At 52.3% G+C, this 14,706-nt stretch carries 11 protein-coding genes; 1 reads left to right on the forward strand and 10 read right to left on the reverse strand.

The features are described 5' to 3' along the window. Nucleotides 1-6 precede the first annotated feature (6 nt). The 8 genes from JNUCC32_RS11025 to JNUCC32_RS11060 form a co-directional block, all read right to left on the reverse strand. Nucleotides 7-813 carry a class I SAM-dependent methyltransferase gene (locus JNUCC32_RS11025; RefSeq protein WP_192572036.1) on the reverse strand — a complete coding sequence of 269 codons (807 nt, stop codon included), beginning with the start codon at nucleotides 811-813 and terminating at the stop codon, nucleotides 7-9. Further along, a complete protein-coding gene (locus JNUCC32_RS11030; RefSeq protein ID WP_192572037.1) occupies nucleotides 794-1,675 on the reverse strand; it encodes a histidine racemase CntK family protein in 882 nt (293 codons plus the stop codon). Before JNUCC32_RS11030 ends, JNUCC32_RS11025 begins: the two co-directional genes overlap by 20 nt. A gap of 153 nt (nucleotides 1,676-1,828) precedes the next feature. Continuing rightward, nucleotides 1,829-2,551, reverse strand: a complete 723-nt coding sequence (locus JNUCC32_RS11035) for a DUF421 domain-containing protein (protein ID WP_192572038.1) — start codon at nucleotides 2,549-2,551, stop codon at nucleotides 1,829-1,831. Between the two features lie 180 nt (nucleotides 2,552-2,731). After that, nucleotides 2,732-3,601, reverse strand: coding sequence for a methyl-accepting chemotaxis protein (locus JNUCC32_RS11040; RefSeq protein WP_192572039.1), 870 nt, complete (start codon nucleotides 3,599-3,601; stop codon nucleotides 2,732-2,734). Between the two features lie 202 nt (nucleotides 3,602-3,803). Beyond that, the gene (ric, locus tag JNUCC32_RS11045; protein WP_192572040.1) at nucleotides 3,804-4,502 is read right to left on the reverse strand and encodes an iron-sulfur cluster repair di-iron protein; all 699 of its coding nucleotides are present in this window, start codon (nucleotides 4,500-4,502) and stop codon (nucleotides 3,804-3,806) included. A 226-nt stretch (nucleotides 4,503-4,728) separates the two neighbouring features. After that, complete coding sequence (locus JNUCC32_RS11050) at nucleotides 4,729-6,942, reverse strand: Ig-like domain-containing protein (protein ID WP_192572041.1); 2,214 nt, start codon at nucleotides 6,940-6,942, stop codon at nucleotides 4,729-4,731. 82 nt (nucleotides 6,943-7,024) lie between these two features. Next, nucleotides 7,025-8,596, reverse strand: a complete 1,572-nt coding sequence (locus JNUCC32_RS11055) for a glycoside hydrolase family 28 protein (protein ID WP_192572042.1) — start codon at nucleotides 8,594-8,596, stop codon at nucleotides 7,025-7,027. Nucleotides 8,597-8,607: 11 nt separating this feature from the next. Beyond that, nucleotides 8,608-10,935, reverse strand: a complete 2,328-nt coding sequence (locus JNUCC32_RS11060; RefSeq protein WP_192572043.1) for a glycoside hydrolase family 95 protein — start codon at nucleotides 10,933-10,935, stop codon at nucleotides 8,608-8,610. Between the two features lie 162 nt (nucleotides 10,936-11,097). On the opposite strand from JNUCC32_RS11060, the gene JNUCC32_RS11065 reads away from it, so the two are divergent. Then, nucleotides 11,098-11,940: a helix-turn-helix domain-containing protein gene (locus JNUCC32_RS11065; protein ID WP_192572044.1), complete on the forward strand. Its 843-nt coding sequence runs from the start codon at nucleotides 11,098-11,100 to the stop codon at nucleotides 11,938-11,940. Between the two features lie 51 nt (nucleotides 11,941-11,991). Here the strand turns inward: JNUCC32_RS11065 and JNUCC32_RS11070 are convergent, their stop codons facing one another. Continuing rightward, complete coding sequence (locus JNUCC32_RS11070) at nucleotides 11,992-13,578, reverse strand: glycoside hydrolase family 43 protein (RefSeq protein ID WP_192572045.1); 1,587 nt, start codon at nucleotides 13,576-13,578, stop codon at nucleotides 11,992-11,994. Next, nucleotides 13,575-14,705, reverse strand: coding sequence for a glycoside hydrolase family 88/105 protein (locus JNUCC32_RS11075; RefSeq protein ID WP_192572046.1), 1,131 nt, complete (start codon nucleotides 14,703-14,705; stop codon nucleotides 13,575-13,577). The genes JNUCC32_RS11070 and JNUCC32_RS11075 overlap by 4 nt, the downstream gene beginning before the upstream one ends. Nucleotide 14,706 lies beyond the last annotated feature (1 nt).

Genomic DNA, 14,706 nt, shown 5'->3' on the forward strand with positions numbered 1-14,706 from the left:
CTTCGTTTAGCCATGTGTTATGGTGCCTTTTTTGTACAACGCGATGTCGAATATATCGTTTTGGCGCAATACCGTATCAACTAGTTTCCATTTGTCGTCATCCGTTTCTTTCATGGGGTAATTGAATAAAGACTTCAAACCGTTTCCGTGCCTCATGGCCACAACGACCTCTTCGTTCGTTAATGGATGTAACCGCTCCAACATGTCGTACTTTTCAGCAACCGTTGAACTGAAAATGATGTGGGTGACCTCTTGTATGTAATCAAGATTTTCTACTGGTGTATTTATCAGCCGGATCTTCAGCTCCGGGCCCAATGCCTCGATAACCTTGACCCCGAGCCCAATGGCCTCATCGTCAATGTCGATGCCGATCACCTCGGCTCCCGTTCGCTTGGCGATCAATAGAGCCGTCATCGGAAATGCGCCGGAGCCAACCAGCAGTACGATCGACTTCGAAGTCACTTGGAAGCTTCCGAACTCTTTCTCGATGCATTCTTCGATATTCCTGAAATAATCGGTGATCCCCGTGTCTCCCTTGATCAATTTCAATGCGCGATATTTCTCCAGGGTCGCTACGCAGCGTGCCGAATACGCTCTCAATTCCTCCGCAAGCCCGTTTAAACCTCCAGTTCCTTGCCGCTCCAGCCCATCCCATATATTGGAGTTGGACTCGTCGGTGATAAACGTTGAATAATCATCGACCAGACGTTCCAGCTCGGTTCGGTGACGGGAAATATGATCGAAGCAGTCTGCGAAGTACTTAAACCTTGTTAAATAATCAGCCAAGGATTGATCAAACATGGTTAGTTTCACGAATTCCCACCTCCGCGATATGGTCTTCATCCAGATCAATGAATGCGATGCCTTGAGCCGCAATGCCAACGGCCCCTTCGATTTCCAGATGCGTCACCCGGTTTTGATCAAATAGTGCCTTTACATGAATCGTTCCGCCGGGCTGTTTGATGGAAGCCTCGACATCCCTCTTAAGCTTCCGAGCTAAGTAGGCGCCTACGGAAGCCGTTCCGGATCCGCAACCTCTTTCCCACACCGCGCTATTAAGCTCCGGTACATAAATGAGCGGAGTCAGTTCCCTAGTGCGGGAGTTGTATAACAGGATCCCGACCATTCTCGTATCGAGAGAGGGTCCGATGTGCTTGGCCAGGGCCAACATGCTGCTGTTCATTTGCGCATCAAAGCGCTCCACTTCAATTACGAAATGAACAAAATCGTTGTATCGAACGACAACCGCGTCAACAAGGGAGCACCCGTCTTGAAGGACCGTTTGATCAATTCTCACCGGAAGCGGCATGTTGACCCTGCAACGATAATCCTCCTTGTTTTTTGTTACATAGCATGACACTAACCGCTCCGCGCCTGAAACCTCCAGTCGAAATTCAGTTGTTATATGACGTTTCGTCCCTTGAACCTCTGCCAGGTATGCCGCTAAGGCCATGCAAGCATTCCCGCAAAATTCACCTCCTGCCATCCGCAGAAACGCATCCGCATGATCTATCTTGGATTGTTCGATAAAACCAACCTGCTCTGCATAAACGTTGTCGTACGACATGATTTTAGCAGCGACGCGTTTATGTTCATCGTGCGGAAGCTTGGTGTTAATGAGAATCGTCATGTTCTGCGTGGGATTGCATTTCACAAAATCGATCTTCTGCTTCATCACGGGCTCCCTCTGTTCCAATGGATTGCCAGTTGGCTTGATGTCTTTATTCGTAATATTTACGATTTAGAATGATGAGAATATAGCATGGCCATTTGAAATAGTCAACATTTTTGCATAAAAAAAACTCTTTCGACGTCATCATCGGAAGAGTTATTTATGCGTATATTGGCTGCCTTGGATGGAATAAAAGCGCAAGTCTTCATGATCGTTAATGGTGGCTAATGCCACATCTTGAATATTCTTATGAACGGGCGTTACTTTTGATTTGAGCCAATCAAGATCCTTACCGATTTCCTGAAGGAGCAGCATATCGATTTTTCCATCAACGATAATCGGCCTTGAGATCGTAAATGGTTGGGTCCTAATGTTCATATCAGCCGGAGTAACCGGTTGGTATGGGGTGTCCACGAATACGGAAACGGTTCCCCCCGGTTCCCACAAAGCCAGAGATACTTTCTGTATATCCTCTATTTTCTCTTTTCTAAGTTCGGAGAATAAATAATCGACAGAGATCCTTGCTTTAGACAGGTTATGGAATTGGATGAGACCATTTGTAACGAGCGTAATGGGTGGCGGATCTAGATATCGTTTGATGAACGGCCACTTCAGGCTCAGCCATGTTGCCGCAACATACAGCACAATGATCACGATAGTGGTGATCATCGATCCTTCCAAGCCCAATCCCTCGTCTGAAAGCGGGTGAGCAATTATATTGCCGAGAATGAGAGCGACAATGAAATCTAGAAATCTTAATTGGGATATGGAGCGCTGCCCCATTGCTTTCGTTACTAAAAGTAAAAAAACAAAGCTAACGATGCCTCTTAAGATCCATTGGACGGACGTCAGCGTTTCTTGGCTTTCAAAAAAATCCAATTCCTTCAGCCCTTTCCCACAAAATCTGACATATTCAGTAAGTTCCCCTTATGCTTCAATCTCTATGCAAGATCGAGTATATAAAGGAGATCCTCAATCAAATAAAAAAAGAAGAAATACATCAGCGTATTTCTTCTTCCTGCAAATAAAATTGAAGAATTTAGGAGAGTCTCGGTTATCCTATTGCTTATTTTCTTTGGAATACAAGGTTTCTTCAGCAACCTGTGCCAGTTCCTCAGCCTTGATGCTAATCTCATGAATCGTTGCCGAGAACTCCTGAATCGTCCTTGACTGGGTATCGGTCAGCGTGTGGATATCGGCAAAAGCATGATTTAGCCGCTGCAAAAATTCTTGAATATTCTTGGTGATGCCATTAATCTGGTCCACATTCTCTTTGGAGCTTGTCGCCAGCTTCCGAATCTCATCGGCAACGACCGAGAACCCCCTACCGACTTCCCCAGCCCTTGCCGCTTCGATAGAAGCATTAAGGCCTAACATGCTGCTCTGATCCGAAATTTCCTTGACGACGGTGGAAATCTTGCCGATCTGCTGCGCACTGGAGCTAACCTCCGACATTTGGCCGGTTACGTCCGACACCCGATCGGTAAGGCGAGCGATGGATTGGTTAATATCTTCAATGGATGCGGTGGTCTGCTCGACAATCGCGGAAAAGCTCTCGGCCATCTCAAACAGCATATTCGCTTTTTCTAGGCTTGTACCCATGCCTACGCCGCCGATTACCCTGCCAAACTCGTCATGCAGCGGGATCGCCCGTGCAGCAAGCGGAAATCCAAACAGCTCTTTCGGAACGACTGCCGATATAGCTTTATTATTGCGGATGGCATCGGTTACGATATCCCCCTCCACGAGCGGGTCCCCAGGCTTGACGTTCAGCGAAAAGGTTCTTCCCGGAATGTTGATGATGAGCTTCTCCGTGTCGTAAATGCCAATCGTGATGTCATCATTCGTAAGACTTTTCAGAAGTGGAGCTACCTTGACAAAGGCCCCTATCATCTCGTGCTGTGTTTGTTCTTCAGTTACATTGCTCATGCTATCTCCCCCAACCCTTCATACGGGTGCTATTGTCCGCCATACCGTGTCCTTAAGCTTATTGGCGTATCATTGGGAACTGCATCTTCCCTTCTGATCACTATATTTATCGTCCGAATGCAGCGAATCGTTGAGTAGGATGACGGGCTGGAACAATAAATATCCCTTCCTCATTCGGTGAGGAAGGGACGTTGTCGAAAGGTTATACCGCTTGGCGCAGCCGCTCAAACAATATGTTGTTTTCCAGATGGATATGCTCGAAGGTATCCTTTTCAAGCATGGCTAACCGTTGAAAGACAAGCCGATACGTACCGCAGGCATCAGCCGGAAGCTCGAAATCGGATGTTACGTCCCGGAGCTCCTGCAGCAAGCTGCCGGCATGAGCATGTTCATGCTCCAGTTCGGATACGTGCGGCTTAAGCTCTGCTGCCGCTTGGTGGCTAGGGTCCGCCACAAATTTCAAGATGAGCGGAAATACACGTTCGTCCTCGTCCTTCGTATGCTCCAGCAGCTCCTTTTTCAATTCCGAGAAGAGCACCTGCACGCGAAGCAGCTCGGGATGGCGATCTCCATGCACACGGGCCAATTTCGTTACATAGGGCGTTAATGCCGGTAATTCATCACGGAGGAAGGCATGATGTTTTTGTTGGATGTGATCAATCAGTTCGGATTCCTTCAATGAAGCGGGACGGCTTTCCTGGTAATCGGCAAACTTGCTCTCTACGGACCGAACCTGCTCCAGAACGACGGCTGGATCCAGAAGACGCTGCTTGGCTGCCTCTTCCAAAGGCACCTGGCCGCCACAACAAAAATCGATGCGGAGGGATCGAAATAAATCCGCGGTTTGCGGGATAGATGTCACAATATCGGATACTTGGCTCTGAAGCGTGAATGAACTCATATTCAAACCTCCCTAGACTTAATACGTGTTTGTGAACTTTTTCACTCTTACAACTCAAGTATATGAAACTCCCATCCCCGCATATGTGATTGCAGTCATACTGAAATGTAACACTATGTGAACGATAGTATCGAAAGGACCACAGTAGCCAGGACAACAACAAACAGGGATGAAATCATCCCTGTTTTGTTCTCAAAGCTGCCCAGTTTCTTCGTCATCGTTCACATTACTCGGCCTTCGGACCGATGCCTGTCTTCGCCGAGATATTTACATTGGAAAATGTGGAAGTATTGTATTTCCACGTCTCGTTGTTAACTTTAGCCGCATCCGCCACAAGCCCGACATAGACTTGCTTCGGCAAATCGACTTGGACGTTTCCAACCGTGGTCCAGCTGGTTCCATCTTGAGAAACGAATGATGTGAATTGATTATCCTTGCGGACAAGCTTGATCCAATATGGCAGCTGAAATTCCTGTTCCGGCTGAATCCTCGCGACCTCGCCGCCCTCCTCGGCTCGACTAAGGGTTACGCCTCTTTTCCCCGTGCGAATATAAGGGACGACAAGGGAAACGAACGGGGCATCCTCTTTCAGGCTCTCGCGGAACATGATTCCGGCTTCCGCTTCCTCATTCGTCGGAGTGATGCTTTCAATCCGGGCAACGATTTCAGCATCTCCCTTTACCTTCTGATATGCAAAATGAAAGACGTCCTTCGTGCCGCCGATATCACCCGCGGATTTGACGGTCACTTCGCCCGGCGCGCCGCCGAGCTGCGTATGTCCCGGAATTCCCGGACTGCCGACATCGGCCGATTTCCAAGGCCTGATGCTCCCTTTAGTGTTCGCATGAACGACCACGCTCGTTGAGAATGCCATCGTGCCTGTATCGTCGATCGCTTTTGCGGCCCAGTAATGGGTGCCATCCGCAACGTCCGTCCACTGATAGCGGAACGGCATGCTTTCGTCCTCTCCAACCTTCTCTCCGTTCCGGTAAAACTCCACCTTGGTTACGCTGCCGTCTTCATCGGAAACGGACGCTTCAATCGTGACGTTCGAGCCGGCTTTTACCACCGTGTTGTTTGCCGGGGCGGTAATGACGGCTGAGGGATTGGCCGATCCGTTTCCTGGTATGGAATTCAGATAAAGCTCCAGATTCGTAAATCCTTCGTTATTGGTCATATTGCGGTCGCTCGGATCTATCGGGTCCAGCCCATGGGCGATCTCCCAATCATTCGGCATTCCATCATGATCGTCATCTTCTATTGTGGAAACAACCGGCTCCACGAGCGGATATCCGCCCACCTCATTCTGGGAGTTAATATGCATGCCGGTTCGGTGGATCACATCCTGGATGATTCGGGCATCAACGGCATCCCGCTTCGGCAGAATGGCTCCGGCGCTTTGCATGACCGCCTCATAAGCCTCTTCGGCGGATTCGGTCGGCAATGGATTGGCAAAGGAAGCGGGGGTTTCCAGCTTCACGTAATTCGGATAGGGATGAACACCGGACCAGTTATCCTGCGTATATTCCGGATACCCGTCCATGATATTGCCGTCAATGTAGTAGCTCCCAGTGCTCTCTGCATTCATAAACCTCACGACTTCCGTTTCCGGGCCGGGCTTGTAATAATTGTTGATCATATTGGTAACTGCGCCTTTGCCTCCGTACGAAGCAAAGAAACCCCAGTTGTATACCACGTTATTTCGGAAATCATGGGAGTTGCCGGCCGTGCTGTCAAACGCAGGGTTGCGGCTGGAATTGTGAGCGATCAAGTTATGATGGAAGCTGGTGTTCTTTCCGCCCCATATCCCGCCGTACCCGTGTCTGCCTTTGACGTGTCTGCTAATATGCATGGCATCGGCGATGATCGACCACTGCACGGTGACATTTTCGTTGCCGTAAGGGCTGAGCACTTCGTCAACGGACCAGCTGAACGAGGAGTGGTCAATGATAATGTCTTTCTTGTACCGTCCGCCAAAAGAGTCTGCTTCCGTTTCATTCATATCGCCCAGCCGGAAGCGCATGTAACGGATGATCAGGTTGTTTCCATCGAAGGTCGTTGGATACCCGATAACCGTAATCCCATCGCCCGGCGCCGTTTGACCGGCAATCGTCAGGTTGTCTCCGAGAATCTTCAGTGGGGATTTCAGCTGAATCACGCCGCCGACTTTAAATACGACGGTCCGGTTACCGGCGCTGACCGCGTCACGAAGCGACCCCGGTCCCGAATCGGCAAGCGTCGTTACCTCGTACACTTCGCCGCCCCGGCCGCCTGTCGTATATTTTCCACCGCCTTCGGCACCCGGAAATGCAGGCGTTTGCGGGGAATTTGCCGGGCCTGGGGATTCAGGATTTTCCTCAGCATAAGCACCTCCGCCGGATAAACCGGTAAACAGCATCATGAAGACAAGCATTTGCTTCAACCATTTTGCTGCTTTCATTTGCGTACCTCCTTATCATTTTGAGATTCTGACAACGGTTATAATCCGATCACCCCCTTCTAAGCCATATTTAATCCGAAAGCTACTTGATCACGACCTCCCCCGGTTCCACTTCGGAAGAGATCTCGATCCCCCTAGCCTTATCGGCCTTCAGCCCCGAGCATTCGATTTGGCTGGACCGTTCCCCGGTCACCACCAACAGGCGGTCGTCCAGCGAACCGCCTTCTCCGCTGACATTCGCCACTTGAACATTTCGGCTTTGGTGAAAAAGAAGCAGCGGATTATCCTGGGTGCGAAGGACCATGTCCTGAATGCTCAGGTTTTGTCCATTTCGGCATACAATGCCTTCCCGACTTGTGATGGCGGACCGCTTCACCGTCAAGTTCTCCACCGGCATCTCCGGCAGGCCGTTGATGAGGAGCGCAGTATGCGCGCCGCTGCACACGATATCCTGAATGACAATGTTCCGGAACACGGGAGTTTCCTCGGTAACGGGCAGCATTACTTCCTCTTGGTATTCGCCGGAGCCGGCTTTCCCTTCGTAATATAAATTGAAGGAGATGGCATCCCCGTCGATATCCCGCATTCGAATCCGTTCAATCAAGATGTTCTCGACCACGCCGCCGCGACCGCGGCAGCTTTTAAAGCGAATGCCGATATCGGTGCCGATAAAAGTGCAATCGGATACGTATACATCCTTGATGCCTCCGGACATTTCACTGCCGACCACGATGCCGCCGTGGCCGTGATAAACGGTGCAGTTCCGGATGCGGATCCGCTCGCTCGGCTTTCCCAGCAGGCGCCCGGCTTCATTTTTGCCGGACTTCAGGCAGATCGCGTCGTCTCCTACATCAAACGAGCTGTTTTCTACGGATACGTATTTGCACGAATCGATGTCCAGACCGTCCCCGTTCTGGGCATACCACGGATTGCGGACGGTAATGTTTTGAATGGTGATCTGCTCCGATGCCCAAGGATGCAGGCACCAGGCGGCGGAGTTTTGAAAGGTGGGACCGCTGAGCAGGATCCGCTTACAGTTTCTCAAGCTGAGCAGATTGGGTCTCAAGTAGTCTCTGACGGGCTCATAATCCTGTGGTTCCTCGCTGCCTGTCTGTTCAATACGGTCCAGGGTCTCCTGACCGTCCCGAGCTGCGGGCGTTGGCCACCACAATCCCTGGTCATCCACGACACCGCCGGATTGTATTAAGCGCTCCCACTGGCTTTCCGTCAGCTTCCCTCTCTTAACGGGCCTCCAGGCTTCGCCGCTTCCGTCAAAAATCCCGCCCCCGGTGATCGCGACATCCTCCAGCCCTTCGCCATCGAGCGGAGACTGGCAGCGAAACATCTGCCGGCCCTCATACGTGGACATCAGGATCGGATAATCTTCGAAAAACTTGCTGAACATGACGAGGGCACCGGCTGAGGCATGAAGCTCAATCCGGCTCTGCAGCTTGATCGGACCGGTGAGCCATATTCCCGGAGGGATGACCACCGTGCCTCCTCCTGCCTTTGCGCAGGCTTCAATCGCTAGATGAAATGCTTGAGTATTGTCATAAACACCGTCTCCAACCGCGCCATAGTCTGTAATCGTTACCGTATGTTGCGGGATCACGGGCAAATCAGGGCATATCGCTTCTTCGGTTATCCTTATCATGGGTACCTCCGTTATTGTAAGAATGCATTTTCGGTTTGTATCGGCTGGACGAAATACCTTCCGCCGGTTTCGGTAGCCATTTCGATGACATGGCCCTGACGTTCCATCGGCACCTCCCTTCCATCCGAGGTCGTGACCCGTACGGACCGCTTCGCATGGAGACGAAGCTTCTGACCGCTTACCGAAGCGATCACCGCTTTCGCAAGGCTCCCGTCTCTCCAATCGATATCCACCTGGAAGCCTCCCCTGGCGCGAAGTCCCTGTACGCGCCCTTGCGGCCAGGCATCTGGCAGCGCCGGCAGAAGACGGATGTGATCCAGGTGACTCTGGATCAGCATTTCGGCGATTCCCGCGGCAGCCCCGAAGTTGCCGTCGATTTGGAACGGCGGGTGATTGTCGAACAGATTGGGGAGCGTCGATTGCCTCAGCAATTCCTTAAGATGAACATAGGCCTGTTCGCCGTCCAACAGCCGTGCCCAGAAGTTGATGATCCAGGCCCGGCTCCAGCCGGTATGTCCCCCGCCGTGGGCGAGACGCCGCCGAAGCGTAACCCGGGCCGCTTCCGCCAAGCCCGGCGTCGAGTCCGGACTGATCGTCGTTCCGGGATGAAGACCGAACAGATGGGAGATGTGCCGGTGCCCGGGGTCGGCCTCTTCGTAATCCTCCAGCCATTCCTGCAGCTGCCCGTGCCTCCCTATCTTCATCTCCGGCAAACGATCCTTGATGGCCGCCCATTCTTGGCGGGCACTTTCGTCGATGTCCAGCTCCAGGCTTGCCTGGATGCAGGCACTGTACAGCTCCGATATGATTTGCGTGTCCATGGACGGTCCGTAACAGAGCGTTCCGGATTCGCCGTTCCGCAGCAAATAACGGTTCTCCGGCGAAACGGATGGATTCGTCACGAGGTATCCTTCAGGACTTTCCACCAGAAAGTCGGTGAAGAAGAGTGCCGCTTCCTTCATGGTCTCATAGGCTCTTTTCAAGAAATCCGGATTCGGATTGAATTTGTAATGCTCCCAGAGATGAAGGGTCAGCCATGCGGCGCCCATCACCCATTGGGTGGCCGGAGGATAAATGTCCTGGGGCGCGGTGTCAGCCCATATATCGGTGTTATGATGGGCGACGAATCCGCGGCAGCCGTACATTGTTCGTGCCGTTACGCGCCCGTTGTCCCTCATGCGTTCAATTAATTCAAACAGCGGTTCATGGCATTCGGGCAGATTGCAGCTTTCCGCCGGCCAGTAATTCATCTGGGTATTGATATTGATCGTAAATTTGCTGTCCCAGGGTGGAGCCATGGAATCGTTCCAGATGCCCTGGAGATTGGCCGGGAGCGATCCGGGGCGGCTGCAGGCAATAAGCAGATATCTTCCGAAGTGAAAATACAGCGTGTACAGGCCTGCGTCGTCCTCTCCCGCCCGGACACGCTCAAGCCGCTTAGGCGTCGGCAGCAAATGGCGCTCCCGATCTGCAGGAGCTCCCAGGTCCAGCTTTACCCGCTCAAACAACGGCTGATAATCCGCAATATGACGCTTCTTCAAAGCGGAATGGCCCTGGTTCGTAGCATGTTCCAGCAGCTCAGCACAGTGCAATTTCGGATCGTCTACGCGAAAGGTGCTGGCCGCGGCAAGGATAATGACGACTTCGTCGGCCTCATCCACCAGCAAATGCTCGCCGACAACGCGTACGGTTCCGCCGGCAGTTATGGCTTTTGCAGCGGCACTGTAGGTAAGCCCGTCCTTCCCACCGCAATCATTCGTCATGACCACCGTGTCCGTGCCATGCCGATGGACTGCATCCATGTGCTTCCCTTTCTGCCGCTCAAATCGCGATGTCAAGGTCAGAGCACCCGGTCGATCGGCTTCCAGCCGGATGACCATCACCTGGTCCGGATAGCTGCAAAACACTTCCCGGGTAAAGGTAACGCCTCCGTATTGGTATGACGTTACGGCGATCGCCTTTTCAAGATCCAGCTCCCTGCGATAGTGGGACAACTCGCCTTGCGGATGATCGACCTGAATGCAGAAATCGCCCGCCGTCAAATATGGCCTCTGGCTGCGCGGCGTCCCGGAAAAAGCCGTCTCCGACAGCCGGTGGGCTTCCTTCAGCCGCCCTTCGAACAACAGCTTGCGGATGAGCGGAAGATGTCGGAGCGCATCCGGATTGTTGCGGTCCCTCGGACCTCCGTACCATACCGAATCCTCGTTGAATTGGATTTTTTCCTGCTGGGCGCATCCGAATACCATGCCGCCAAGTCGACCGTTCCCAATCGGTAAAGCCTCGTTCCAGTTCTGGGCCGGCTGATCGAACCATATCAAGGTTTCTGAAGTTAATGGCATTCTGTCCTCCTAAGCTTCTTATGCTAAGAATTTGTAAGCGTTTTTAAAAAAGTTGGTGATTGCGGCCAAAACCCTTGAAGATCGGCTGCAGGCATGATATATAATTTTCTACGATCACTATCGATGTTTATCCAACCATGCGTATAAAGGAGATAGAGAGGAATGATTGACCGTCTGCAGCCTAAATACCACATCGGAGATCATGATTTCTCCATCCAATACATGTCGCGAAACGGTTCCAGCAGCATGCCGCGCCCCCATGAACATCCCTACTTCGAGCTATACTACTTGCTCAACGGGGAGCGAGTTTACTTCATGGACGATAACGTGTTCACCGTCAAAAAAGGGGATCTGATGATCGTGAACCCGCATGATCTGCACTCGACGGCAAGCTCCGAGAAGCTGCTCTTCGAGCGGGTGCTGATCGGCTTCTCCAGAACCTTTATCGAACAGGGGGACGCTGGCGTCGCCAATCTGCTCGATTATGGGACCTCCAGGCTCGTTCGTATTCCGCTTAAGCATCAGCCTGAAATCGAGCGGCTGCTGCATTCCATGCTCGCAGAATGCCAAACGGAGCAGACTCACTACAGCTCATTGGTTCGCTCGCTGATGAACGAGCTGCTTATCCGCCTCCACCGGATTGAGACCACGCTGCAATCCCAAACCCATGAATACGAGCATCCGATGCATCAAAAAATTTCGGAAATTGCCCAATATATCAAATCGAATTTCCATGAAAAGCTCACGCTGGAACAGGTCGCCAAGCAGTTTTACATCAGTCCCTCCTACCTCAGCAGGGTATTCACCAGGTTGACAGGCTTTCACTTTCGTGAATACGTGCAGGTGGTACGAATCCGCGAAGCCCAAAAAATGCTCGTGAGCAGCCGGGACTCCGTGCAAATCATCTCCGAGCTGGCCGGATTTGAACATATTGCCCACTTCAATAAAACCTTCAAAAAAATAGCGGGCACGACGCCTCTCCAGTATCGCAAGCGTCACGGATAGAATCGGGGCTGTTCCAAAGTAGTCACCCGTCTTGGGACAGCCCCGCCTTTACTACATCTCTCCTCTTCCGACCCTAAACCATTCGACATCCACATACCCTCTGTCTGGATGATCCTCCTTACAAACCGCGAACAATCCAACCTTGGCCCCGACCCAGTGACCTTTCTCCGCTACGAAATCCTTTTTCCCGCACGGCATGTAACGACCGTCAGCAGCAGCGTAATCGAAGCGGCATAACGCACCAGGATGAACCGTGACCCGAATCGTTACCTTCCCATCATTCCATCCGCCGGACCATACGATATTCTCCTCCTTGTCATTCCCTTCGGCTTGAATAATCTCCATCCCGGATCCGTCCGTCTTCATCCGAACGCCGACATAGGCGAAGGTTCGTCCGAATATGATCAGACCCGCCCGTTCACCGGGCTTGAGTGACGTTCCATCCAGTTTGGCTTCCGCATGAAATACTTCAGCCGGAAATTTCTGCAGCAGCAAGTGAGGGGCATCGTAGATCGTTTGCGATGGCCGGTGCTCCGGCACGGGAAAGGAGAATAATCGCAAATGGCTTTCCTTCTCGAACGCGTACCAGTCCGGTTTCGGGTTGGCCTGCCATTGCCACTGAAGGCCAAGCGTTGCGCCTTCGAATTCGTCCGAATCGTCCGGGACTTGAATCATATGCTCCCCAAGGACACTTGGCTTCGGATAACGCAGAACCGGTTCGCCGATCCCGTCTCCATTCGTGTCGATCCCGATCTGCGGCCAATCATCCACCCAGTGCATGGGCTGCAGATGTGTTATTCGTCCGTAAGCCCCCTTGTCTTGAAAATGCATAAACCACGATTCGCCCGATGCCAGCTCCACCCAGCCGCCTTGATGCGGACCGTTAACCGGGCCATCGCCTTGATGCAGCACGATTTTGTCCTCATAAGGGCCAAAGACCGAGGTAGACCGAAGCACGGTCTGCCAACCCGTTGATACTCCTCCGGCAGGAGCAAAGATATAATAATAGCCATTCCGTTTATACAGCTTCGGGCCCTCCATCGTCGGATGGCGCTCGGTCCCGTCGAAGACGATCTGACCTTCATCCAGCAGCTGTTTTCCATCCGGGGACATCCGGCACATTCGTAATAGATGCTTGATGCCGCATCTGCTTTTGGCAAACGCGTGAACCAGGTAAGCCTGGCCGTCATCGTCCCAGAACGGACACGGGTCGATTAAGCCTTTTCCCTCTTGAACCAGATGGAGTGGGGTCCAGCTGCCTGCCGGGTCCTCTGCGGTGCTCATCAAGATGCCGACATCCGGATCTCCATAGAACACCCAGTACTTGCCGTCATGGAATCGAAGGGCCGGAGCCCAGACGCCGTTCCCATGCTGCGGGACGTCATAGCCCGGCAGATCCATCCGGGGCAGCACATGATTCATGATCCTCCAGTTAATTAAATCCTTCGAATGCAGAATCGGCAGTCCCGGCAGATGCCCGAAGCTGGAGGCTGTCATATAGAAATCTTCACCTACCCGGATCACATCCGGATCCGAATAATCCGCATGAAGCACCGGATTCACGAACGTTCCGTCTCCCTGATCCGACAACCACGGTTTGTTCTGTAATGCTTGCATTGTTAACGATGAGTGCATCATATAGAACCTCCTACCCTTGAATCTTCCAACCGCTCCATTTCCAGACTTGCAAGGATGAAAGGCGCGACGCCGATCTGGGCGTCCGACACCTTTTTCTCGCCGATGTAATATTCGTAAGAGCCGTTGCGGTCGTCGCTGAGCCCCGCTCCAAGGCATATGGAATGTAGATGCACGCCGGTATCGTTAACCTCGACAAACCGCTGTACCAAACCTTCGTAAGCCCTTTCCGCAATGGATCTTGAAGGCTGCTCCAGGTATTGGAGCCGCACTCCCTTGGCCAATGCATAAATAAACATCGAGGAGCCGGAGGTTTCGAGATAATTGCCTTCCCGGAAGCCTTGATCGAGCACCTGGAACCACAGCCCGCTCTCTTTCTCCTGATACCGTCCCAGCGCCCGGCTTAACCGTTCGAATATGCCCATGATCGTACCGCGCTTCGGATGATCCACCGGGAAATACTCGAGACTGTCCACCAGCGCCATTGCATACCAGCCTAAGGCCCTGCTCCAATAATGCGGGGAGCGGCCGCTTTCCGGATCGGCCCATACTTGTTCCTTCGCTTCATCCCATCCGTGATACAAGAGCCCCGTTGTGCGATCCCGGGTTCTTCGCTCCACCAGCAGAAGCTGATGGGCTACCTCGTCGAACCATTCAGGTCGGTTGTAGGTTTTCGCATATTGCGCCAGAAATGGCGAAGACATATAGAGTCCATCCAGCCACATCTGAAACGGGTAAACTTTCTTGTGCCAGAACCCGCCGTCCGTCGTCCTGGGCTGGCCGATCAGCTGGGCGGCCAGCGAATGGGAAGCCTTTTCATAACGGGAGTCATGAAATCTGGCGCTCAGAGCAAATAAATTTTTCCCCTGGTTGATCTGGTCCAGATTATACTCTTCGATGCGATATCCCCGAATGTCCCCATCCGCTTGAACAAACAGATCCATATGCCTTTTCATGAAATCAATATAAGCATCCTTGCTATAACAATCCCCTGTGCGGGCGATCGCCATGAGCATCATCCCGGGTACATACGCCCACCGACGGGCAATTTCAGAGTGAAGTCCCTCGCTGTCCGCTTGACTGAGAATGGTATCCGCCGTCAAGACGGACCATCTGCTCTCTTGTTTCAAA

The sequence above is a fragment of the Paenibacillus sp. JNUCC32 genome, from assembly GCF_014863545.1.
Classification (GTDB): domain Bacteria; phylum Bacillota; class Bacilli; order Paenibacillales; family Paenibacillaceae; genus Paenibacillus_AQ; species Paenibacillus_AQ lautus_A.